This is a genomic window from Lutispora saccharofermentans, from assembly GCF_024363565.1.
GTDB lineage: Bacteria > Bacillota > Clostridia > Lutisporales > Lutisporaceae > Lutispora > Lutispora saccharofermentans.
The window spans coordinates 1-21,863 of sequence record NZ_JAJEKE010000016.1; the positions used below are offsets into that span (position 1 = coordinate 1).

Genomic DNA, 21,863 nt, shown 5'->3' on the forward strand with positions numbered 1-21,863 from the left:
CTCCCGAAATGTATTATGACAGTTCACCAGATGCTACCCATATGGAATTGTGGATGCCCGTGTCGGAGACATCCTCCTAACGATTTGTCTGTGACTGAGAATACTCAAAACAGTGATATTTCCCGCTTATATTTCGGTAATTTGAATGGTTTTGAAATATATACTCATGTGTTAGAAGATATAAAGGCAAAAGAAGTGGAATGCTTAAATAGCATATTCAATTAAATATCGTCAAAGTAAAGACATTCTCCACGCTGGTTTTGAAGACCAGAGGAATGGCATATTCAATTAAATATCGTTAAACAAAAACCCTATCTTGAATCGATAGGGTTAATTTTATGTATTAATATTTCACAAGGGTTAAAAATTGGCTAAATTATTTTTCGCCATAAAAAATAATTTATACAAACACAGCATTTTCAAGGGTTATGGTGCGCCCAGAGGGACTCGAACCCCCGGCCAACTGATTCGAAGTCAGCGACTCTATCCAACTGAGCTATGGGCGCATTTTTATGCTTCACTAGAAGCCTTTTTACAAAAACAAAAATAAATGGAGCGGGTGACGAGATTCGAACTCGCGACTTTCACCTTGGCAAGGTGACACTCTACCACTGAGTTACACCCGCATACTCCATTAAAAGCTAAGTATTTGGTGCGGGATAAGGGACTTGCTCCGCTCGCTTTGGCTCGCTATCACGCCGGGTCGGAAAAATGCTTCCAAGGGCCGCATTTTCTTGTTCCTCCCGTTCAAGTCCTATCTACTTATCCGCTTATACAAAAAATTTCTTTTACTCATTCTTTGTTTTTAGTTGGTGCGGGATAAGGGACTTGAACCCCCACGTCGTTGACACTAGATCCTAAGTCTAGCGCGTCTGCCAATTCCGCCAATCCCGCATGTTCAGTTTTCTGTGATCATTTCCTGGTCGCTATATTTATACAGCCAACAGTCATAAATTTGGCTGGGGTGGCTGGATTCGAACCAACGGAATGCCAGAGTCAAAGTCTGGTGCCTTACCCCTTGGCTACACCCCAGGATGTCATTTTGGGGTGGATAGTCGGAGTTGAACCGACGGCCTCCAGAGCCACAATCTGGCGCTCTAACCAACTGAGCTATACCCACCATAATATAAATGGTGCGCCTGAAGGGAGTCGAACCCCTGGCACACGGATTAGAAGTCCGTTGCTCTATCCAACTGAGCTACAGGCGCAATTTGGAGCGGGTGAAGGGAATCGGACCCTCGCGATCAGCTTGGAAGGCTGACGTTCTACCATTGAACTACACCCGCATGTTATTTAATTGTTACCGACATTTATAGATTATAGCATCTGATTTAGGCTCTGTCAACAACAATTTTTAACTGTTTCCAAAGGGTTGGTTATAGCGGAAACTTATCTAAGTATAAAAGAAATTCCTTCCACAGTCAATATTTAAATTCACCCTATCATGTGATTTTCTTTACTCTATCTTTTAGTTTCTGCGTTGTTGTTCAATTTATGCGATATTTATGCCTTCTTTTGAATCAAAATGTTCTTTAATCCTTCCAATGCATTTGCTCTATGGCTTATTTTGTTCTTTTCCGTTGAAGTCAATTCAGCCATAGTTTTGTCCAATCCTGAGATTATGAAAAGCGGATCGTATCCGAATCCATTTTCTCCTTTTCCCTCGAAGCCTATACTTCCATTTATATAGCCTTCTGTCACTATTTCCTCTTCATCTGACAAAACAAGAGCTATAGAGCTCACAAATCGGGCTTGTCTCTCATTTTGGGGGATGCTTCTCATATTCTCCAGAAGCTTCTTGTTATTGGCCGCGTCTTTTTTGCCGCCTTCCACACCTGCGTATCTCGCAGAGTAAACTCCCGGTTCACCCTTTAGGGCAAATACCTCAAGGCCGGAGTCATCTGCAATGCTCGGTCTGCCCGTTAGCTTCCATATGGCTCTGGCCTTTATCAAAGCATTTTCCTTAAAGGTGCTCCCATTTTCCTCTATGTCTATATTTATACCTACCTGATCCAAGGAAAGCACCTCATAGCCCACATCCTTCAATATAGCCCTTATTTCTTCCAGTTTGTGCTGATTATTTGTTGCTGCTATTACTTCCATTACCTTCATCTCCTATTATGCCAGACAGTTCTCCAAGGCTTTCCTTCTGTATCCTTATCAATTCTTTTATGCCTTGTTCCCCCAGTCTTAGCATTTGATCCATTTCTTCTTTTGTAAAGGGCTTTTCCTCACCTGTGCCCTGTATCTCAACCAGATGACCTTTCTCCGTCATTATTATGTTCATATCCACCTGACATGTAGAATCTTCCGCATAGTTTAGATCCAGCAGGATATTGCTTTCCTTTATTCCTACACTGACTGCGGCTACAAAGCTATCCAAGGGTATCCTTGATATTTTCCCCTGAGCTTTAAGCTTATTCAAAGCATCTACCAACGCCACAAAAGCCCCTGTTATAGAAGCCGTCCTGGTGCCTCCGTCTGCTTGTATAACATCGCAGTCTATAAAAATGGTAATCTCCCCTAATGCCTCCAGATTTACTACAGATCTCAAAGCTCTGCCTATAAGTCTTTGTATTTCCATAGTCCTTCCGTCTATCTTGCCCCTGGTTGAATCTCTTGGCTTTCTGACTTCGGTAGAACGGGGAAGCATGCCGTATTCTCCGGTCACCCAACCTCTGCCCTGGCCCTTCATGAAAGGCGGCACCTTTTCTTCCACACTGGCGGTGCATATCACCTTTGTATCTCCCATCTCAATAAGTACAGAGCCTTCAGCATGCTTCAGGTAATTTCGTGTGATCTTAACAGGTCTGAGCTGATTCAGTGCTCTACCATCTATTCTCCCCATTTCCTTCATCCTTTCAAACATCTTTTGATTATTGCTTCAAATAAAACCCACTTGAGTTAACCCAAGTGGATATCGATTGCTATTCATAAAAGTTCACAAACACAGGTACGTCCAGATATTCATTTGAACCGATGCTTTCTGTATTTTCTACGGTTTGACCGTTCACAAACAGCCTGACTTTTTTTATAGCCGGGAATTCCCTTAGTGTGAGTGTTACAGCTTTTACTATTGCTCTTTCTTCTGCTAAGGCCGATACATTGAGTATTTCCTCAGAAAAGTTTACATAAGCAACCTCATCATTTACTTCTACTCCAAGAAGCTTAGTCCCTTCGGGGAAGGGATTCTTGAGTCCGGTTTTTGGGTCCGGCCCTTCGAGGAGCACATTCAATGCGGCTTCAGCGCTATTCGTATATCCTGAAACCAGCTTTGTCAAAGGTGCAAAATATGAATAACGCCCGGTGCCCTTCTTTTGATAGTATACCATAACCTTGGATAATTTATCACCTAATTTTTCTGGCTTTATCAAATTGATTTCCGAACGCTTTAGGTCTTCTCCGATTTTTGTCCCGAAGGGCATTTCATCGATTTGCTTCCCGTCAATCCTTATCTGCACCGATTTAATATTGGAGAACTCAGTCAAGGTATATACCAGAGCCTTTACCCCTATTTCTTCTCCTTCCGCACTGCCGAAGCCTAAAAATTCCTTGGACATATCCAATATGGCCAAGCCATCGTCTTTTATTACTGCACCATTGATTTTGGTGCCCTGGGGCAGCGTCGGAGACAGGCCTATAGGCTTTATATCCTCAGCCAGCTCCTGGCTGTATATGATGCCCTTTATTGCAGCCTTCGCCAATCCCATATCGCCCTTTGGTATGTATCTCATGACAGGTACTAAAAGATTTTCAGCATCTTTATAATATAAAACGGTGGCTCTTGTATTTTCCGGCTGTTCCGACGATACCTCGCTCAAATCGTCTGTTTCTTTAATCTCGTCTTCTGGCGGCTTTATATCTATTGCTGTTTTCTTGTTGAAAAATTCCCTCAGAGAGGCCAATGGATTGCTGCAGCCTGTCAAAGCGATGCATAATAAAACAACCAATATAATATAAAGTTTTCTTCTCAATCTTTTCACCCCCTAAAAGTTCTATATTATATATATTAGGGGGCTACATGGTATATTCATTTATTTGAGCCTAATCAAAATATAGTATTTCGCCTTTTATAGAAGTATCGACATAAAGAATGCCCAGTGAAAACTTTGGCTGAAATCTCCTGTCTGTAGGGGATCCCGGGTTGAAGAGCAATACGCGCTCCATAATTTCATTATAAGGCACATGGCTATGCCCAAATACTATGCAGTCCACATCATCCTTTAAAAATTCCGCATAAGCATTCAAACAGGTTTTGTTATGGCCATAGCCGTGAGTAAGTCCTATTTTTTTATTTCCCACTTCTACTATTCTCCTATCGCCATATTTCTCGTATATACCGAAGCTGTCGTTATTTCCTGCTACTGCATATACGGGAGCTATGGTTTCCAAGTCTGTGACAACATCCTCGGACAGCAAATCGCCTGCATGCAAGATGAGGTCCACGCCGCGAAAGGCTTCAAACACGAAAGCAGGCAGTGCTTTTGCCCTTCTTGGTATATGGGTATCAGAAATCACACCTATTTTTATCATAAGACCCCCTGTATTTTTATTACTAATTTTTATCCTATGACTGACTCCAATAGCATATTGGCTGTATCAATATCCGGCTAATTCCTCATTATTCATCAGGCTTCTTTTATACCGGATATGAAGTACAGCTCTTCATTGTCAATGACAAGCTCCGCTTTAAAATACCGGGACATTATGCCGGCAGTTATTTCCCCTGAAGGCAGAATATCATTTTTTATTTGAGCATTTCTTTGATGGATTTCATTTATTTTTTCCTTGCATTTCGAATGGGCTATGATTATTTTTCCCCCTGCATTCATCAAGCCGTACAAGTGCTTGAACAGGGAGTCCTTATCAAAAAAATGAGGATAAACGGAAAAAAGAAATATATAGTCAAAGCCGTCTCCCTTATAATCCATTATATCCGAAACAATAAACTCTACCCTGTCATCATCATATTTATTTTTGGCCTCTTCTATCATTTTATCCGAAATATCCAGCGCAGTTATCTTTGATGGGGCAAGCTCCAGGAGACAGCCTATCAATGCGCCTGTCCCCGTGCCTACATCAAGAATTTTTGCTCCTTTTTTCACAGCCGACAGTTCCATGATCCTTCTCAATTTACTGCCGTCATGAGTGCATATTTTGTCCCATTTCAAAGCCATGCCGTCAAAAAATTCCTTTACATTCATTTATATCATCTTTCCTTTACTTATTTCCGCCTAAAGCTTTTTCAAGATTCTTCAGATTATCATACATGATGGATACATAATCCATGCCCGACTTTTCTTCTTCCTCCGTCAAGCCGTGGGCCGCATTTAAAGTCAGCACCTCGCCTTTGATCTCTCTGGCTATGGTCTCAGAATATTTGGGGCTGACAAACTTCTCAACAAAAACATATTTGATATCTTTATCCCTGCAGAGCTTAACTATTTCGGCCAGCTTTGCCGGACTCGGCTCCTGCTGAGGTGAAATTCCCCTTATGGGGACTTGACTCAAGCCATATTCTTTGGCAAAGTATCCGAAGGCCTCGTGGGAAGTCACAATAGTATTTTCCTTAAAGCCTTTGGCGGCTTCTCTGATATCGCTATCCAGCTTATCAAGCTTTTTTGAAAGCTTATCATAGTTTTCTTTATAAAAGGCTTCGTTTTTGCCGTCTTTCTCTATCAGGGCATCCAATACATTGGCCGCTTCCTTCTTCAGATTTACGGGGCTTACCCATACATGAGGATCATTATCATTTTCATCATGTCCATGGGCTTCACCATCCTCTTCATCTTCCCCTCTTATCAGTTCTATGCCTTTGCTTGCTTCAACAACCTTTGTCTTTTTCAAATCCAGATTTTTGATCACTCGGTCAGCCCAACGCTCCATGCCCGCTCCGTTATATATAAAGATATCGCTTTCCTGGAGCTGGGCCATGATCTTCAGGGTTGGTTCCCAGTCGTGAGGTTCCACTCCGGCAGGTATCATGTTCATGATCTCCGCCTTGTCCTGAGCTATTTCTTTGGCTATGAAATGCATAGGATAAAAGCTTGTAAATATCTTTAACTTCTCTGTGCCGCTGTTTTCTGCGGCGTTGGAAGCATCTCTGCAAGCTGCTGCTGAGAACGTCAATGCTAAAATCAAGGATACGAATAAAATGGTTTTTCTCATACTATACCTCCTATTTGCAAATTATTTGCATTTACATTGTATAGTATTTCCTCTTTCCTGTAAATATATAGCGTGAGATTACTTATTATTATTTAAAAAACCGTATGCCAATGCAGCTTGCAGTGCGGCACCTACAGGCAAACAATCCTCATCGATATCAAACAGGCTGTTGTGAGCAGGATGGATTATTCCCTTATCTTTGTTTCCGCAGCCGAGAAAGTAGAAAACAGAAGGCCTTGACATAGAGAAGTAAGCGAAGCTTTCTACGCCGAGGCTTGGGTTGACAATGTCGGCAATATTGCTGCCTCCTATCAGCCCTGAAGCCGTTTCGCGGACGAATTCAAGCATGGAGTCGTCATTATAAAGGCATGGATAGCCATCTATCATGCTGATCTCAGCAATTCCCCTCATAGAGGATGAAACCCCTTCCACAACCTCTTTGAACCTGACCTTCAGCCGTTCTCTGTGCTCCTTGCTCAAGGTTCTCATAGTCCCTTTGATCTCCACTTCATCGGGTATGATATTCTCTGCAGTGCCTCCATGTATAGACCCGACTGTCAGCGCCGCCGGTTCAGTAGGAGAAGTTTCACGGCTTATCAATGTCTGCAGCGCATTTATAACATTGCAACTTATGGTGACCGGGTCTATTCCCATATCCGGATGGGCTCCATGGGCGCCCTTCCCCTTTATTTTTACCGCAAAGGGATTGGAGGCAGCATGAACTACACCCGGTTTCAAACCTATAGTGCCGCTTTTCAGGCTTTCATCCACATGGAGCCCTATCACCGCATCAACATGAGGATTCTCCAGCACCCCTTCTTCTATCATGTATCTGGCCCCTCCAACAGTCTCCTCTGCAGGCTCAAACATCAGCACCACATTGCCTTTGAGCTCCTTCTCCATGATCTTTAAGATCATAGCGGCCCCCAAAAGCACCGTCACATGGGCATCATGCCCGCAGGCATGCATTCTGCCTCCTATTTGTGAGCTGTATGGGCATTCTTTCTTGTCCTGGATAGGCAAGGCGTCCATATCTGCCCTCAATGCTACAATTTTATCTCCCTTTCCCCTTATGACGGCTTTTACTCCTGTCTTAGCAATGCTTTGATATTCTACCCCTATGCTGTCAAGGAATTTTTTGATCTTTTCAGAGGTTTTATATTCCTCAAAGCCCAGCTCCGGTTCTCTATGAAGGTCCCTCCTCATATTCACCAATAACTCTTTGTGTCCGAGCGCCTCTTTATAAAAATCCATCATATATGTTCCTCATTTCATTTTTTTAATAAATTAACTCGTTGTGCTGGCTGATAAAAGAGTATTTCGCGAAGATGCTTAGAGTTTGTTAGTTTTGATGCAGCCCTATGCAAGCTTACAAAGTCTTAGTCTCGAAGCTTTATACTTGTTATCAGTTAGCACAACAGATTAAAATAATTATACCAATTGGCAGGTCTGCCTTCAATATTAGGCAGCCTGTATATTTAATATTGGTCTAACAAATAGTATAATGTTGTATAGGTTATGGAAAACACGGGGAGGCAGGGAGCACGGATTTTCACGGAATCTTACACGGATTAACACTGAGTAAATACCCCGAAGCCCTGCTATAATACTCGAAACCCGTAACAAGGCCACATGGAAGTGACCCCAGGCTACGCAACACGTAACCGAAAAATGCTTCGCATTTTTTATAAAACACACATACGGAGGGATATATTTGAAATCAAAGGTTTATTTTTTTAATATGAGAGCCGGAAAGCCTTCTGAAAGCATATCAAAAAAGGTGGCTAAGCTTTTTGATAAAGCAGGATTCAGTGAAATAGTTGCTCCCGAAAAGCTGACAGCCATCAAAATCCATTTTGGAGAAAGAGGAAACAACGCTTTCATCAATCCCATATATGCCAGGCAAGTAGTTGACAAAATAAAGCAAAGCGGAGGCAAGCCTTTTCTCACAGATTCCAATACCTTGTACAAGGGCAGCAGGGCCAACGGGATTGATCATCTTGTTACTGCGGTAGAAAACGGTTTTGCTTATGCTGTAGTAAATGCGCCTCTGGTCATATCAGACGGAATTTACAGCAAGGATTCCGTAGATGTACAGATCAGCAAAAAGCATTTTGATACTGTAAAGATTTCATCTGCCGTTTATTATGCCGACTCAATGATGGTGCTGTCCCATTTCAAGGGCCATGAGACGGCAGGCTTCGGAGGCGCGATAAAGAACATGGCCATGGGCTGTGCACCGGCAGCAGGCAAGCAGCAGCAGCATTCAACAGCCAAACCCAAAGTAGGCAAGGACTGCAAAGCATGCAGGATGTGCATTAAGAACTGCCCTGCCGATGCTATAGTGATGGCTGACGGAGCAGCATACATACAGGATGAGAAATGCATAGGCTGCGGAGAATGTGTATCCATGTGCATCTATAATGTGATAAGGCCTCAGTGGGGGACTGCCATGGACGCATTTATTGAGCGAATGACCGAATATGCCTATGGCGCATGGGCAGCAAAAAAGAATAAAATAGCTTTCATGAATTTTATTATGAATGTAACGCCTCTATGCGACTGCGTACCCTGGAGCGATGCTCCCATAGTGCCGGATATAGGCATTTTAGCTTCCTTTGATCCAGTGGCAATCGACCAGGCCAGCTATGATCTGGTCAACAAACAGCGCGGCAATGCTCATAGCGAAATCGGCGACTGCGGCTGCGGCATGGAAAGCGGCGAAGATAAGTTTAAGGCCATGCATCCTGATACAAAGGGAGAGATGCAGCTTTCCTACGGTGAAGAATTGGGCATGGGCACAAGGGAATATGAGCTGATTGAGCTTTAAGGGCTATTCACTCAAAAACATTATTACAGCTAATATTAAAGGCGCAGCAGTAGCTATAAAGGCACCTGCTGCTGCTTTTTTTTCACCCTTTTTCAAGCAGATATAAGCATAGCTGCCCACATATATTGAAGGCAGCAGGAATAATAGCAAGGAATACTTCTTAATCATTCTCCGCCTCCTTTTTGCAGAACCGGTGAGCTCTTTATCATTGTTCCTGTCCTTCTTATCTTTGCATCCACCGTTACAACTGCCTTAATATCTTTAAATTTCTCAAGCCAATTGTATTTTTCCCATTCTTGTATGGTCGAAAAGCGTTTCACCACATAATTGCCGAAGTTAAGAAAATCTACATTTAATTCTTTAGCCTTCTCTATGAGGGCATCTGCTTCCTGCTTTATAGTGGTCTCAATCAAGCCTTCGAGATATCCGATCATATCCGTTTTCTCATAGTTGATTCTGCTTTGAATGGCGAGTATAGTCCCATCCAATCTTATATTTACATAAATAACAGGTTTGCCTTCATCAAACGCTACCTTGACCTTGGGCTCGTTGTGCTGGCTCAGATCAACGGCCACATCCAGGTCAGGCCTTAGAGGGTCATGATGGGAAAAAACTCCTCTTTCAAATTCTCCCCGCAGCATCAGCATAACCCTTGTCTCATAACCATCCAGCTTGTGGACCATCTTGTCTCCATCAAATAAAGCTGTCCCAAAAAGCTCGATATGGTTCCCTCCCTTTCGCGGCAGCTCACCCGCATACCTTTCTCCTATGAAAACCTGTTCAGCGTCTCCCCCTCCGTCATTTTTGGGCAAATGGCTGAAATCATTGACTCCAGCCATGATTGCAATAGGCTGTCTATAGGTGGACTTTAAAGAGCTGTAAAAATCGTTGAGCTTAATTTGGGGAGAGAACCCGGTTTGCTTAGAGATTTCCATGAAGCCTTCCTGCATCTTAGGCATGGACAAACCCACGGCGGGCTTGAGATTATCGATAAAGCTTTCCGCAGTGCCCTCCGATACTATTACATTCACATTTCTTCGTATTTCTCTGAAGCGTATTATTGGACCCATAACATCTCCGAACTCACCCCGTTCCGCAACCTCCCTGGATATTATAAGATATTTGGTATGTCTGAAGTTCAGCATTCTTGCCAATGATGTATCCAGCACATTTGTAGCCTTAAAAAAAGCCGGTGCATCTATCGTTAAAGTAACATAGTCTGTTTTCCCCTGTTCACTCAATCCCTGCGGCTTGCTGCTGGATCTCATATCGCTGATTTGAAAGCTGAAGCGCCATTTATCCGCTACACCTTTATCTATACCTATGGTAGTGACATAAGCATAATCATCAACCTCATGGGCATCAAAACAGGAGGATGAGAAAATCGCTATGAAAAATAAAATAGATATAAGACTAATTTTTTTTAGCATACGCTTGCTTACTCCTTTTAAAAAAGAACCATATAGGCCATGCAATCAAGATAGGTGTATAAAAGCCTATCCAGCCAAGCTGTCTGAGATTAGGCACTACATAATCCAGCATTATGGACACAGTAGGCACAATAAGCGCGAGGATATAAACTATAAATGCAAAAGAAACAATAATAGGTTTTTTATCATTCATATCAAAAACATGGGTATAGCAGGACACAGCACCATAGAATACAGCAGTCAAACCTATCAATGTACTCAAGTTCCAGGTAAATATAAAGACTACTTCTATCCTCTGAAAGAACCTTCCATAGTCAATCAGAGAGGCCATTATATATAAAGGGTCCATAAGCTCACCTGCTATAAAGTAAGGAAAGGACAGTATGGTGGAAAACAATACGGTTGAAATAATTGCACCGGATATTACAATACCCCTGCGGCCTACACTTTTGAAGTCCGTGGTACTATTTAATGCTTTTGCAAAAATGCCCAAAAGTATTATCTCACCATAGTCCGAGCTTCTTATAAGCCCGTTTTTCAACGTTGTGCCTGCTCCGTAGCCTAATAAGGGATATAATCTATGTGCTTGAAAGCTCTTGGATGACAATAATATTACAATGATAAAGGTCGAAATCAGAGGATAGGAAAAAAGCTTTGCCACTCTCCCTAAGCTCTCGAGGCCCAGAAAACTGACAAGGACTATGGCTATGATAAATGATCCTACTATAAAGCCAGGGGGAGTCTCATGAAGAAGATATACCTTGGTAGCGTCAGTAAATTCTCTCAGTGTGATACTTATAGATAAAAGCAAAATTAAACAAAATATAAGGTTAAGCACTGACCCCACCCTTTTGCCCAATGCTTCATCAAATATCTCCATAATGTTCTTCCCCGGATAGGCTTTGACCAATTGAAGCATCAGCCCGAAAACTATCAAGCTAACTGACATGGATATCAGCGTCATATACCAGCCTGCAGTGCCCACCTTTTGCACGACCGCTGCAATGCTGGTAAAAAACGCTTTACATGCCATTGCATTAACAATGATGCAAAGCATCTCAATATTTCCTATTTTGCCTTCCTCCATCATGATCACCTCAAATCCAGCCAGATCTTATTAATTCTTCTTTTTCTTTTTTAGAGCATTTAGTTCATCAGGTCTGTATTTCATATATTTTATAGGTTTTGCAAGAATTACATCGGGGCTGTTTCTGAGCTTTGGAGTCACAGGCGCTAAAAATGGGACTCCGAAGGACTTCATGCTGCACATCAGCGCAAAAAACATAAACATTCCTATGGAAATACCATAAAAGCCTGCCATATATGCTAAAGCAATGAAGAAAAACCTGCTTATCCTTATAGCCATAGACAGAGGGTAGTCCGGTATAGTAAAGCTGCCTATCCCTGTTGCTGCAACGATTATTATGAGAATGGGACTCACCAAGCCTGCCTGTACGGCAGCCTGCCCCAATATCAAAGCTCCTACAATACCCAGGGTCTGGCTGATAACTCCCGGTACCCTTAGTGCAGCTTCTCTGACAAGCTCAAAGGCCAATTCCATCACAATCAGCTCCACAATCGTAGGAAAAGGCACTCCCTCCCTGGCAGAGGCTATCGATGCCAAAAGCTCAGAGGATATCATCTCCTGGCTGAACAATACCAGCGCAATATAAAAGCTTGACAAAAATACAGCTATCAAGATCCCTGCCATCCTTATAATGCTGACAAAGCTTCCATAATACCAGCGAAGATTATTATCTGCGGAAGTATGATAAAGAGTAAAGAAGGTTATAGGCATTGCACAAGCAAAAGGCGAACCATCCAGTATTACAAGGACCTTTCCTTCCAAAAGGAAGGATATGGCCCTGTCAGGTCTTTCTGTGCTGATTATCTGCGGAAAGAGCATCCATCTATTATCCTCGATATACTGCTCCAGCATCCCGCTGCTCAATATAGCTTGTGACTTTACTTTATCGATTCTCTTTTTTACTTCTTTCGGAAGCTCAGGATTCACAACTCCATCCTGATATATGACTGCGCATTTTAGATTGCTTTCCGCTCCCACAATCATAGTTTCTACTATAAGATTTCTATTTTTAAATAACCTTCTCACAATAGAAAGGTTTGTGGGCAAATCCTCAACGAAGCTTTCATGAGATCCTCTCACCACTATTTCATTTTCCGGTTTTTCTATGCCTCGCTTTTCATAACCTTCCACTTGCAATAAGACACAAGAATCAAAGCCTTCTAGAAAGAGAGCGCAAAAGCCGCTTAGTATATCATTTTCAATCTTTTCAAACCGATTTTCTTTAGCAACATCATTGACATTAACAACTTTATTGATCAACATATCAATCAAATCAGCTTCCTCAGGGTCCAAACCTCTGGTCCCTGTCATAAGGTTCTTCAGGATCACTTCATTCAGGAGCTTTCTATTGACCAAGCCATCCACGAAAATAAGGAAGGCGTCTATGCTCCCGCATATTTTGAGCTTTCTCACCGTTATATCGCTGTTCATTGGTATTTTAAAATCCTTCTTAAGCCTTTCAAGATTTTTCTCAAGCATCGAATAGATGAACGAATCTTCATCATCACCATTGTGCTCACTCTTATCTGCACCTCTGTCATCTTCCCTGGTTTCCAGCAGCTCGAATTTATCTTTTTTAGGCTTATCCTTATATATAAATATATTCCAAGGCTTCTTCTGCATATAAAGCTCACCATCCCAAAGCTTACCTCAATAAATCTAGTAATAGTCTCCATAAATACGGAAAATTTATACTAATCGGATAGGAGGGAATTAATTATTTTAATTCCCGACCTTCCAGTCGAGTAGCAAAGAGGAGTTTCACCTCAATGCTCTCACGGAACCGTACGTGAGCCTCTCAGTTCATACGGCTCTTATCATTCGCTCATACAGTATCCCTAGAGAGCCCAATGTGCAAACATGTTGGGTTCTCTTTTTCTAACTTGGCATAGCCATTCTTCGGCTCTTCGACGGTGTCCGCGGAAATTCTTGTACTTGCACATAGCCCACTTTATCAGGCGTCTTTGCACGCAGTCTAGCGTGCGTTTCATTGCCGAACGATTGAACTTGCCAAAATAATTCATCCATCCTCGCAGGATGGGATTCAGTACCTCGGCTATCATGTCAATCTTGCTGCCTGTTCTCTTGTGTATCTCCAAGGTTTTCACTTTGTCCTTTAGTGTCTGTTCAGCCTTCTTGCTTACTGATGCAATAAAATTCATTTGCAGTCTGCCAAGACGGTCTTTTATCAGCACTTTCCGAAAGGTGTATCCAAGAAAATCAAATTCAGTATTGGGATATTCCTTCTGTCTATCTTTATCTTGGCAATATACAATTTTTGTTTTCATAGGATGTAATTCTAATTTGCAATCTTTTAACCTTGAATCAATGTCTGCAAAAAGTTGCTTTGCCTCTTGTTCTGTCCTGCAGTGCACCACCGCATCATCCGCATATCTTTCAAACGGAATGTGACTGTAGTTCCTTGCCATCCACAGGTCAAAAGCATAGTGCATGAACAGATTCGCTAGTATTGGACTAATAACTCCACCTTGTGGTGTGCCAGCAGTTCTAAGAATTATCTCTCCTTTTTCCGTTTGAAATGGCGCTTTCAGCCATCTCCCAATGTACAGCAGAATCCACTGTTCCTTCACATGTTTTCGCACTGCCTTCATCAGCAATTGGTGATCAATGTTATCGAACAGTCCTTTAATATCCAAATCTATGACATAGTCGTATTTCCAACATCTCTGCCTTGCCATTCCTATAGCATCTATTGCAGACTTATTGGGTCTGTACCCATAGGAGCCTTCATGGAAGAGTGGCTCCAGAATAGGCTCAACCAATAGTTTTGCGGTCATCTGTGCGATTGTGTCATCAATGGTGGGAATCCCCAATCTTCTAGTTCCACCATTCTTCTTTGGAATTTCTACTGCCTTGACTGCCTTAGGAAAGTAGCTTCCAGAACTCATTCGGTTCCACAGTTTGTACAGGTTATCTTTGAGATTTTCTTCGTATTTCTCGAAGTCCATCCCATCAACACCTGCACTGCCTTTGTTCGCTTTCACCTTTTTAAATGCATTATTTAAATTGTTCCTATCTAATATTTCCTCAAGCAATCCTTCTCTCGACTCGCTTGCATTGGTGATGTTGTTTTCAGTTATCCTTAAAGAATCGTGCACTCCTGCATACACTTCGCTTTCCGAGCTATCCCTTTGCAGTAAGCCCTCAATTTGAGGTTGGCAACACTTTATTTCTTTATCAGTAACATTCATTTACTATCATCTCCTAAAGTTCAGCCCTTCCTACATACCGTTAGCTGCATGTAGTACTATGGCATCTGCTGACTTCTCACGATAAATCTTATTTCAACCGTATTCCATACTCTGTTTCCATACGTCCGTGAGACCTCCCCAGGTAAGAGCGCAATCTTTCCTTCCATATATCTGCTACATTTACACCATATGCTTCCGAATAGTTTTGGGCTTTAATTTGTTTTGCAATCTTACCCAGCATATATATGCCTGATGTAGTTTCTGTTCGTCAGACCAGAATTTTGCCTTAAGCTTCCTTCAGATTCCACTTCACAATGGGCACCCTTGCTCTTGGCTATGTGCTTGGCACTATTAACCCGCACTCGGGACTTTCACCCGTTAGATTGCGCCCATGCTGGGCGCACAAAAAATAAGTCTCTGAATCGCAAAGATTCAGAGACTTTAATATAAAACTTATATGCTGACCTTTTTCCAGAAGCCTGGCATAGCTAGGAGCAGTATAGGATAGATTTCCAGCCTTCCTATCAGCATTGCAAAAGAAAGGGTCATTTTGCTCAGCACCGACATAGCTGAGAAGTTGCCCATAGGTCCTACAACAGCAAATCCCGGACCTATATTGCCCAATGTCGCCGCTACAGAGGACAAGGTAGTAACGATATCAAAATCATCAAGAGATACTATAAGGGAAGCCGCCACAAAAATAAAAATATAAGCAAAAAAGAAGCTTTTTATTTCCGATAGCGTCCTTTCGTCAACAGCTCTACCGCCAATCCTCACAGGGTATACTGCCCTTGGATGGATTATCTGCATGAGCTCGGTTTTCATGGCTTTAATGAGCAATAGTATCCTTATGTTCTTTATTCCTCCCCCAGTGGAGCCGGCACATCCTCCTATGAACATCAAAAAGAATAAGATCAGCTTGGAGAATATGGGCCATTTATCAAAATCTGTGGAGCTGTAGCCTGTAGTGGTTATTATTGATGCTACCTGGAAGGAAGAATGTCTCAGGGATTCCCCTACAGATGAAAAAATATTTCCATACAGGTCTATAGTTATGAGTATTATTGATAGAGAAACTACCCCTATATAGAACCTGAATTCCCCATCCTTGAACAAGGCCTTAAAGTTTCCCTTTATGACCTGATAATACAGAGAAAAGTTAGCTCCGCACATCAGCATGAATACGGTTATTATGACTTCTGCAAATACGTTGTTGTAAGCACCTACGCTGATATTTTTGCTGGAAAAGCCACCGGTGCCGACAGTGCCAAAGGTGTGAATGCAAGCATCAAACACCGGCATTCCGGCTATTATTAAAAATATTATTTGGACCACAGTTATAACAAAATATATCCCATATAATATTTTAGCGGTCTTGCCAACTCTGGGAACCAGCTTTCCCGGATTTGGTCCGGGGCTTTCGGCCTTCATTATCTGGAGCGTTCCGGCACCTACCGATGGAAGTATGGCTAATGTGAGTACCAGAACTCCCATCCCCCCTACCCAATGAGTAAAGCTTCTCCAGAACAAAATACTTTTTGGAAGGCTTTCCACCTCCGTGAGAATGCTTGCACCGGTAGTAGTGAAGCCTGAAACCGCTTCAAAAAAACTATCTACCAGCGATGGTATGGAGCCGCTCAAATAAAAAGGCAAAGAACCGAAAAACGACACCAATACCCAGCCAAAACCTACGATGGCAAAGCCATCCCTTGCATATATGCTTTTGCTTTGAGGCTTTAGATTTATCAGTGCAAGCCCGGCTGCTATGAGCATCAGAAGCGTATAGGCAAAAGATTTCATTGCCCCGTCATTATATATGCCCGAAACTGCAAGAGAGGGTGTTATAGCGATAGCTTCACATATTAATAATATCCCCAAGCTTTTTAATACCATTTTGAAGTTCACTTTGAATCCCTCCTATGAAGCCCCCGACAAGCTCATCCAGATCTTCTATTTTTCTATTTTTTATTATGATTATTACCCTGTCATCTTTACATATTACATCATCCCCGTGGGGTATGACGATTTGGTTCTTCCTCACTATAGTAGCAACAATCACGTCCTTGGGAAGCTTCAGCTTTTTAAGAGGTATATTCAACATCTTGCTGCCCTGTTTTGGTATAAATTCCAATATTTCGGCTTGTCCTTCAACTATCCTGTATAGAGTTTCTATGGAGTTGCCTCTCACATATTTTAAGATCTGATTGGTGGTTGTGATTTTGGGGCATATGACGCTGTCTATACCCAGCTTGGTCACCACGCCCATATAGTTTATCCTGCTTATTTTTGAAATAACCCACTTTGCTCCATTCTGCTTGGCAATCAAAGCCGAAATCAGGTTCTCCTCATCCATTCCCGTCAAGGATATGAATACATCCATTTCTCCGATGTTTTCAGACAGGAGTACCTCCTCATCAGTTCCGTCGCCGTTTATAACAAGTGTGTTGGGAAGCAAATCCGCAAATTCGTCGCATTTCTCCCTGTTTATCTCAATGATCTTAACCTTAATGCCCATTTCATAAAGCATTTTTGTCAAGTAATATGCTATCCTGCCGGCACCAACTATCATAACATTCCTTATCTTAGTATGGCTTTGGCTCCAGCCTTTGAAAAAGTTCATAATACCTGAAGGATTACCCAGAATATATATATTGTCATCCACCTGTATCTCAAAATCTCCATTTGGCACAATGACCTCGCCATTTCTGACGACTGCCCCTATCAAAATAGGATGCAAATTTTTGTTTGACAAATCCTTTAGCTTTACGCCTGCAATAGGCATATCCTCTGTGATCTTCACTTCGATCATCTTCACTCTGCCTTTTGCAAAGCTTTCCACATTTGCCGCCGAAGGGAAGGTGAGGCTTCTGGCTATCTCTTCTGCAGCAGCATGCTCGGGATTTATCACCATGTCTATCCCTACTTCTTCCTTGAGCATGGTCAATTCACGGGCATATTCAGGATCTCTTATCCTCGCTATAGTGCTGACTGCACCCAGCTTTTTGCCGGTCAGGCAGCAAACCATGTTTACCTCATCACTGTTCGTTACCGCAATCAAAAGATCCATCTCTTTGATACCGGCTTCCATCAGTATATTGGTGCTCACACCATTTCCCTTGATGCACAACACGTCCAAGTTTTCTTCTGCTTTCTGCAAGGCCTCTTGATCGTTATCTACTATAGTAACATCATGGTCCTCCTTAGAAAGATTCAAAGCAAGATTGTAGCCTACCTTTCCTGCTCCGATTATTATAATACGCATTAGGTTCCCTCCAAAGTACCCGATAATATAATTTTGGGAAATCGATAATATTAATAATTATAGCATTTATTTAGAACAAAGTCTTCCGTTAACAAATTTTGATAACCAAAGAAAACTTTGTGCAAATAATTAAAGGGAAAGTGCAAATTAAGAAAATTTATACTTCCCTATGCATTTTAAAAAAGAATATAAATTGATGCATAAATAATTCTACATTAATAATTCAATAACAGCAACTTTAATAGGAAGCGGGTTTTATCGCTAATTTCCCTGATTTCCCATGAATTTTCGTGAATACGTCTTATTAGTGTTTAAATGTTTCATCTATATCGTATTCTTTAGCTTTCTCTTACAACTTGACGCATAGCATAGATAAATCTCTCCTATCCTCATCAAGTTATTTATTTACAACAGCTTTATCAGGCTATAAATCCGCTTTTCTATGTGTCATTATACAATAGCAAAAAACAAAACTAAGAAAACAAATATTATCTTAGCTTTGCATGCTTCGCTATATTTTATGATAGCTTAATATCATCTTTTGCCTTCGAAATATTTCATGATACCCATAAAAATTCCCCAGGCAACCTTCTCCTGGAACTTATCCTCCTGAAGCTGCTTCTCTTCCCGGGGATTTGAAAGAAAACCGCATTCTACCAAAACCCCTGGCATCTTGTTATTTTTCAATATATACAGTGTATTTATGCTTTTAGCCTGTCTCGTATTTCCATTTTGAATGACATCTATCATCTCGTTCTGGATGAGCTCGGCTAATTTCTTGTCCTCTTCATTACCCGCCATATAAAAGCATTGTGCTCCGTAATATTGGGATTGGGGAAAGGAATTCAAATGTATGCTGATGAATATATCGGCTCCGGATTCATTTATCATTTTATGCCGCTCTCTCAGGTCATCATTTCTTTTATCCCTTATCCTAGTTTTGCCGTCGCCATATAGACCGCTGTCATCCTCCCTGATCATCAAACCGATTCCGCCTGACTGTTCAATAAGCTTTCTGAGCTTCAAGGCTATTTGGAGGTTTATATCATCTTCCACTGCTCCTGTTCTGCCTACCGCTCCCGGATCTATGCCTCCGTGCCCGGGATCGATCATTATCACTCTATTTTTCATAGGAATCCTATAGGCATTCATTGCATTGGTGCAAATAAAGGTAGAAGAAAGGAAAAGCAGCACCAGTCCTAAAATTCCGGCTCCCAATTTTATCAGAAGCCTCCTATCTACTATAATAAGCCTCAATATACCACCTCCAAAAACACTTATATAATAAGGTATAAATAATAAGTATGTCATATTCATATAAAATTCATTATGCTATAATATTTATTATATATATTCTGAGGAGGGGTTAGTTTGGGAGATATTAGAATCAGCAGATTAGCAAAATTATTGGTGCATTACAGCCTGAGACTGAAAAAAGGAGAAACCGTAATGATTCAGTCAAAAATTATATGCGCTCCCCTGGTAAGAGAAGTCTATAAGGAAGCTCTTCTCGTCGGTGCGCATCCTATGATTTTTAACAGCCTGGAAGACGACAGGGAAATACTCCTTAAATATGGGAATGATGAGCAGTTATCCTATATAGCGCCTTATGCCGTTGATCTTATTAAAAATGTGGATGCCTATCTGACCATATGGGGCGAGGATAATACAAAATCGCTATCCAACGTAGATCCGGCCAGGATGAAGCTGAGATCCCAGGCTATGACTGAATACAACAAAATCTATATGGATAGGATGGGAAGCGGCGCCTTGAGATGGTGCGGCACTCAGTATCCGACCAATGGGAGCGCCATGGATGCCGAAATGTCATTATCCGAATACGAAGATTTTGTTTATGAAGCCGGTCATATGGATTCCGACGACCCTGCAGCTCATTGGGCCAAGATCCATGAGGAGCAGGAAAGGCTTGTCAAAATATTGAATACGAAATCGGATTTTGAAATAATCGCAAAGGATACCCATTTGAAGCTCAGCACAAAGGGCAGGACCTGGGAAAACTGCGATGGCAGGGTAAACTTCCCCGATGGTGAAATATTTACTTCGCCGGTAGAGGATTCGGTAAATGGTTATATCAGGTATACATATCCTGCCATATATGGCGGAAGGGAAGTACAAGATATAACTTTGACCTTTAAGGATGGAAAAGTAGTGGATGCAAAGGCAGCAAAAGGTGACGATTACTTGCTCCAGATGCTGGATATAGACGAGGGTGCTAAATTTGTGGGCGAATTTGCCATAGGCACCAACTATGATATTAAAAAGTTTACCAAGAATATATTGTTTGATGAGAAGATCGGCGGTACCATACATATAGCAGTGGGAGCAGGAATGCCGGAATGCGGGAGCAAGAATGCGTCCAGTCTCCACTGGGATATGATATGCGATATGAAGGACGGCGGAGAGATTTATGCTGACGGTGAATTGATCTATAAGGATGGGAAGCTTCTCATATAGTATCGACAAGTAACCTTAATTGGGAATGTTGATGATATGTCAGGACAAGAATATTGTAAAAAGGCTAAGAGCGAGTAGATTTGCTCTTAGCCTTTTAATTCTAATTTCTGCGGATAATATCCGTCCCACACTACTTTTCTGTAGCCTTCTATATCCGTATCACCCTCGGTGCTGATAATCAGAATCCTTGAAGCTTTGTCCAGCTTCAGCTTGTCTTTGAGCTCCTTGTATTCAGGTTTTTGCATTATCAGGCTTATCAAGCCTGCTCCCACAGCACCGGACTCCCCGGATATTATCCTGGGATCGCTTTTTATGGGATTTGCCAATATCCTCATCCCTCTTGCAGCAACATAATCCGGACAGGATATGAACATATCCGCATAATCTCTCAATATCTCCCAGCCTATTGTATTGGGCTCACCGCATGCCAGGCCTGCCATGATGGTATCCATATGGCCTGTTACAGCATGGGGCTTTCCATCATTTATAACCATAGATCTATATAAGCAATCCGCCTTATCAGGCTCCAAAACGGCAGATATGAATCTGTCGTCTCCATATTTGCCCGCAAAATATCCAAGCATTGATGCGGCAAAAGAGCCTACTCCGGCCTGGAGGAATACATGAGTAGGTTCTCCATAGCCTAATGCCCTAAGCTGCTCCTCAACCTCATCTGCTATTGTTGCATAGCCTTGCATGATCCACCGGGGAATTTTTTCATAGCCATCCCAGGCCGTATCCTGGATCATCACTCCGTTATTTTTGAGGGCATATTCGTTTGCCAATCTCACAGCATCGTCATAATTGTACTCAGTTATAGAAGCTTCTGCGCCTTCCTTTCTGATGTTTTCGAGCCTCATCTCCGCAGAGCCCTTAGGCATGAATACCACCGATCTATGTCCCATCTCTCTCGCTGCCCAGGCAACTCCCCTACCGTGATTTCCATCGGTTGCGGTGATAAAAACGGTATCTCCCAGCTTTGTTTTTGTATCTTCCGATACTAAATTGCTATATGTCAAATTCTCCAAACCCATATTGGTTCTGTCACATATATATCTGCCTATTGCGTAGGATCCTCCTAGTACCTTAAAGGCATTGAGGCCAAATCTATAAGATTCATCCTTAATCCAAATATTTGCCGCGTTTAATTCTTTCGACAAATTTGATAAATCATGCAAAGGTGTTGCTGCATATTGAGGAAAGCTCTTGTGAAAAGCTCTTACACCGGATACAACATCTCTGGATATGAAATCTACCTTCGCCTTTTTCCCTTGCTTGTTTCTCGCTTCTGTGTTTTCAATCCATTTCAAGTCTGAATAGTTGCTCATACCAAACCCCCTGCCTTCTGAAATATTTATATAATGGGCAACTGCTTCTGAACTCTGAATATTGCCGCATA

The 21,863-nt window shown here is 41.9% G+C and carries 19 protein-coding genes and 7 tRNA genes; 2 read left to right on the forward strand and 24 right to left on the reverse strand.

Annotated elements, in window-relative coordinates:
• Positions 1 to 429: 429 nt before the first annotated feature.
• The 14 genes from LJD61_RS15190 to LJD61_RS15255 all read right to left on the reverse strand — a co-directional run bounded on the left by LJD61_RS15190 (position 430) and on the right by LJD61_RS15255 (position 7,422).
• Positions 430 to 506, reverse strand: a tRNA-Arg gene (locus LJD61_RS15190).
• A gap of 45 nt (positions 507 to 551) precedes the next feature.
• Positions 552 to 626 (reverse strand) — tRNA-Gly (locus LJD61_RS15195).
• A gap of 184 nt (positions 627 to 810) precedes the next feature.
• Positions 811 to 894, reverse strand: a tRNA-Leu gene (locus LJD61_RS15200).
• A 62-nt stretch (positions 895 to 956) separates the two neighbouring features.
• Positions 957 to 1,032 (reverse strand) — tRNA-Gln (locus tag LJD61_RS15205).
• An 11-nt stretch (positions 1,033 to 1,043) separates the two neighbouring features.
• A tRNA-His gene (locus LJD61_RS15210) sits at positions 1,044 to 1,120 on the reverse strand.
• A gap of 11 nt (positions 1,121 to 1,131) precedes the next feature.
• Positions 1,132 to 1,208: transfer RNA gene (locus LJD61_RS15215), tRNA-Arg, on the reverse strand.
• A gap of 4 nt (positions 1,209 to 1,212) precedes the next feature.
• A tRNA-Gly gene (locus LJD61_RS15220) sits at positions 1,213 to 1,286 on the reverse strand.
• A 217-nt stretch (positions 1,287 to 1,503) separates the two neighbouring features.
• Entirely contained in the window at positions 1,504 to 2,103 is a 600-nt protein-coding gene (locus LJD61_RS15225; RefSeq protein ID WP_255228404.1) for an XTP/dITP diphosphatase, read from the reverse strand.
• Positions 2,078 to 2,848, reverse strand: coding sequence for a ribonuclease PH (rph, locus tag LJD61_RS15230; RefSeq protein ID WP_255228405.1), 771 nt, complete (start codon positions 2,846 to 2,848; stop codon positions 2,078 to 2,080). The genes LJD61_RS15225 and rph overlap by 26 nt, the downstream gene beginning before the upstream one ends.
• Positions 2,849 to 2,927: 79 nt before the next feature.
• Positions 2,928 to 3,974, reverse strand: a complete 1,047-nt coding sequence (locus tag LJD61_RS15235; protein ID WP_255228406.1) for a GerMN domain-containing protein — start codon at positions 3,972 to 3,974, stop codon at positions 2,928 to 2,930.
• A gap of 70 nt (positions 3,975 to 4,044) precedes the next feature.
• Positions 4,045 to 4,533 carry a metallophosphoesterase family protein gene (locus LJD61_RS15240; protein WP_303740788.1) on the reverse strand — a complete coding sequence of 163 codons (489 nt, stop codon included), beginning with the start codon at positions 4,531 to 4,533 and terminating at the stop codon, positions 4,045 to 4,047.
• A 95-nt stretch (positions 4,534 to 4,628) separates the two neighbouring features.
• Positions 4,629 to 5,204 (reverse strand): class I SAM-dependent methyltransferase, encoded by a 576-nt coding sequence (locus tag LJD61_RS15245; protein ID WP_255228407.1) that lies wholly within the window; start codon positions 5,202 to 5,204, stop codon positions 4,629 to 4,631.
• 16 nt (positions 5,205 to 5,220) lie between these two features.
• On the reverse strand, positions 5,221 to 6,168 hold the full coding sequence (locus LJD61_RS15250) for a metal ABC transporter substrate-binding protein (RefSeq protein WP_255228408.1): 948 nt from the start codon (positions 6,166 to 6,168) through the stop codon (positions 5,221 to 5,223).
• 78 nt (positions 6,169 to 6,246) lie between these two features.
• Entirely contained in the window at positions 6,247 to 7,422 is a 1,176-nt protein-coding gene (locus tag LJD61_RS15255; protein WP_255228512.1) for a M20 metallopeptidase family protein, read from the reverse strand.
• A 460-nt stretch (positions 7,423 to 7,882) separates the two neighbouring features.
• On the opposite strand from LJD61_RS15255, the gene LJD61_RS15260 reads away from it, so the two are divergent.
• The gene (locus LJD61_RS15260; RefSeq protein ID WP_255228409.1) at positions 7,883 to 8,998 is read left to right on the forward strand and encodes a DUF362 domain-containing protein; all 1,116 of its coding nucleotides are present in this window, start codon (positions 7,883 to 7,885) and stop codon (positions 8,996 to 8,998) included.
• Between the two features lie 3 nt (positions 8,999 to 9,001).
• On the opposite strand, the gene LJD61_RS15265 is transcribed toward LJD61_RS15260, so the two are convergent.
• The 9 genes from LJD61_RS15265 to cwlD form a co-directional block, all read right to left on the reverse strand.
• Positions 9,002 to 9,166, reverse strand: a complete 165-nt coding sequence (locus tag LJD61_RS15265; protein WP_255228410.1) for a hypothetical protein — start codon at positions 9,164 to 9,166, stop codon at positions 9,002 to 9,004.
• Positions 9,163 to 10,428 (reverse strand): Ger(x)C family spore germination protein, encoded by a 1,266-nt coding sequence (locus tag LJD61_RS15270; RefSeq protein WP_255228411.1) that lies wholly within the window; start codon positions 10,426 to 10,428, stop codon positions 9,163 to 9,165. The genes LJD61_RS15265 and LJD61_RS15270 overlap by 4 nt, the downstream gene beginning before the upstream one ends.
• Entirely contained in the window at positions 10,412 to 11,515 is a 1,104-nt protein-coding gene (locus LJD61_RS15275; RefSeq protein WP_255228412.1) for a GerAB/ArcD/ProY family transporter, read from the reverse strand. Before LJD61_RS15275 ends, LJD61_RS15270 begins: the two co-directional genes overlap by 17 nt.
• A 30-nt stretch (positions 11,516 to 11,545) precedes the next feature.
• Complete coding sequence (locus LJD61_RS15280) at positions 11,546 to 13,138, reverse strand: spore germination protein (RefSeq protein WP_255228413.1); 1,593 nt, start codon at positions 13,136 to 13,138, stop codon at positions 11,546 to 11,548.
• Between the two features lie 215 nt (positions 13,139 to 13,353).
• Positions 13,354 to 14,727 carry a group II intron reverse transcriptase/maturase gene (gene ltrA, locus LJD61_RS15285; protein ID WP_255228414.1) on the reverse strand — a complete coding sequence of 458 codons (1,374 nt, stop codon included), beginning with the start codon at positions 14,725 to 14,727 and terminating at the stop codon, positions 13,354 to 13,356.
• Between the two features lie 88 nt (positions 14,728 to 14,815).
• Positions 14,816 to 14,968 (reverse strand): hypothetical protein, encoded by a 153-nt coding sequence (locus tag LJD61_RS15290; RefSeq protein ID WP_255228415.1) that lies wholly within the window; start codon positions 14,966 to 14,968, stop codon positions 14,816 to 14,818.
• Between the two features lie 212 nt (positions 14,969 to 15,180).
• On the reverse strand, positions 15,181 to 16,632 hold the full coding sequence (locus LJD61_RS15295; RefSeq protein WP_255228416.1) for a TrkH family potassium uptake protein: 1,452 nt from the start codon (positions 16,630 to 16,632) through the stop codon (positions 15,181 to 15,183).
• Positions 16,583 to 17,989, reverse strand: a complete 1,407-nt coding sequence (gene trkA, locus LJD61_RS15300; RefSeq protein WP_255228417.1) for a Trk system potassium transporter TrkA — start codon at positions 17,987 to 17,989, stop codon at positions 16,583 to 16,585. The genes LJD61_RS15295 and trkA overlap by 50 nt, the downstream gene beginning before the upstream one ends.
• A 534-nt stretch (positions 17,990 to 18,523) precedes the next feature.
• Positions 18,524 to 19,246, reverse strand: coding sequence for an N-acetylmuramoyl-L-alanine amidase CwlD (gene cwlD / locus LJD61_RS15305; RefSeq protein WP_255228418.1), 723 nt, complete (start codon positions 19,244 to 19,246; stop codon positions 18,524 to 18,526).
• A gap of 114 nt (positions 19,247 to 19,360) precedes the next feature.
• On the opposite strand from cwlD, the gene LJD61_RS15310 reads away from it, so the two are divergent.
• The gene (locus LJD61_RS15310; RefSeq protein ID WP_255228419.1) at positions 19,361 to 20,464 is read left to right on the forward strand and encodes an aminopeptidase; all 1,104 of its coding nucleotides are present in this window, start codon (positions 19,361 to 19,363) and stop codon (positions 20,462 to 20,464) included.
• Between the two features lie 86 nt (positions 20,465 to 20,550).
• On the opposite strand, the gene dpaL is transcribed toward LJD61_RS15310, so the two are convergent.
• The gene (dpaL, locus tag LJD61_RS15315; RefSeq protein ID WP_255228420.1) at positions 20,551 to 21,792 is read right to left on the reverse strand and encodes a diaminopropionate ammonia-lyase; all 1,242 of its coding nucleotides are present in this window, start codon (positions 21,790 to 21,792) and stop codon (positions 20,551 to 20,553) included.
• Between the last annotated feature and the right edge of the window lie 71 nt (positions 21,793 to 21,863).

Excerpts from the sequence above, each read along its gene's own strand:
- LJD61_RS15225 (WP_255228404.1), bottom strand. The coding sequence starts at position 2,103 with ATGGAAGTAATAGCAGCAACAAATAATCAGCACAAACTGGAAGAAATA.
- ltrA (WP_255228414.1), bottom strand. The coding sequence starts at position 14,727 with ATGAATGTTACTGATAAAGAAATAAAGTGTTGCCAACCTCAAATTGAG.
- dpaL (WP_255228420.1), bottom strand. The coding sequence starts at position 21,792 with ATGAGCAACTATTCAGACTTGAAATGGATTGAAAACACAGAAGCGAGA.
- trkA (WP_255228417.1), bottom strand. The coding sequence starts at position 17,989 with ATGCGTATTATAATAATCGGAGCAGGAAAGGTAGGCTACAATCTTGCT.
- LJD61_RS15270 (WP_255228411.1), bottom strand. The coding sequence starts at position 10,428 with ATGCTAAAAAAAATTAGTCTTATATCTATTTTATTTTTCATAGCGATT.
- LJD61_RS15275 (WP_255228412.1), bottom strand. The coding sequence starts at position 11,515 with ATGGAGGAAGGCAAAATAGGAAATATTGAGATGCTTTGCATCATTGTT.
- LJD61_RS15255 (WP_255228512.1), bottom strand. The coding sequence starts at position 7,422 with ATGGATTTTTATAAAGAGGCGCTCGGACACAAAGAGTTATTGGTGAAT.
- LJD61_RS15280 (WP_255228413.1), bottom strand. The coding sequence starts at position 13,138 with ATGCAGAAGAAGCCTTGGAATATATTTATATATAAGGATAAGCCTAAA.
- LJD61_RS15245 (WP_255228407.1), bottom strand. The coding sequence starts at position 5,204 with ATGAATGTAAAGGAATTTTTTGACGGCATGGCTTTGAAATGGGACAAA.
- rph (WP_255228405.1), bottom strand. The coding sequence starts at position 2,848 with ATGGGGAGAATAGATGGTAGAGCACTGAATCAGCTCAGACCTGTTAAG.
- LJD61_RS15240 (WP_303740788.1), bottom strand. The coding sequence starts at position 4,533 with ATGATAAAAATAGGTGTGATTTCTGATACCCATATACCAAGAAGGGCA.
- LJD61_RS15265 (WP_255228410.1), bottom strand. The coding sequence starts at position 9,166 with ATGATTAAGAAGTATTCCTTGCTATTATTCCTGCTGCCTTCAATATAT.
- LJD61_RS15250 (WP_255228408.1), bottom strand. The coding sequence starts at position 6,168 with ATGAGAAAAACCATTTTATTCGTATCCTTGATTTTAGCATTGACGTTC.
- LJD61_RS15290 (WP_255228415.1), bottom strand. The coding sequence starts at position 14,968 with ATGCTGGGTAAGATTGCAAAACAAATTAAAGCCCAAAACTATTCGGAA.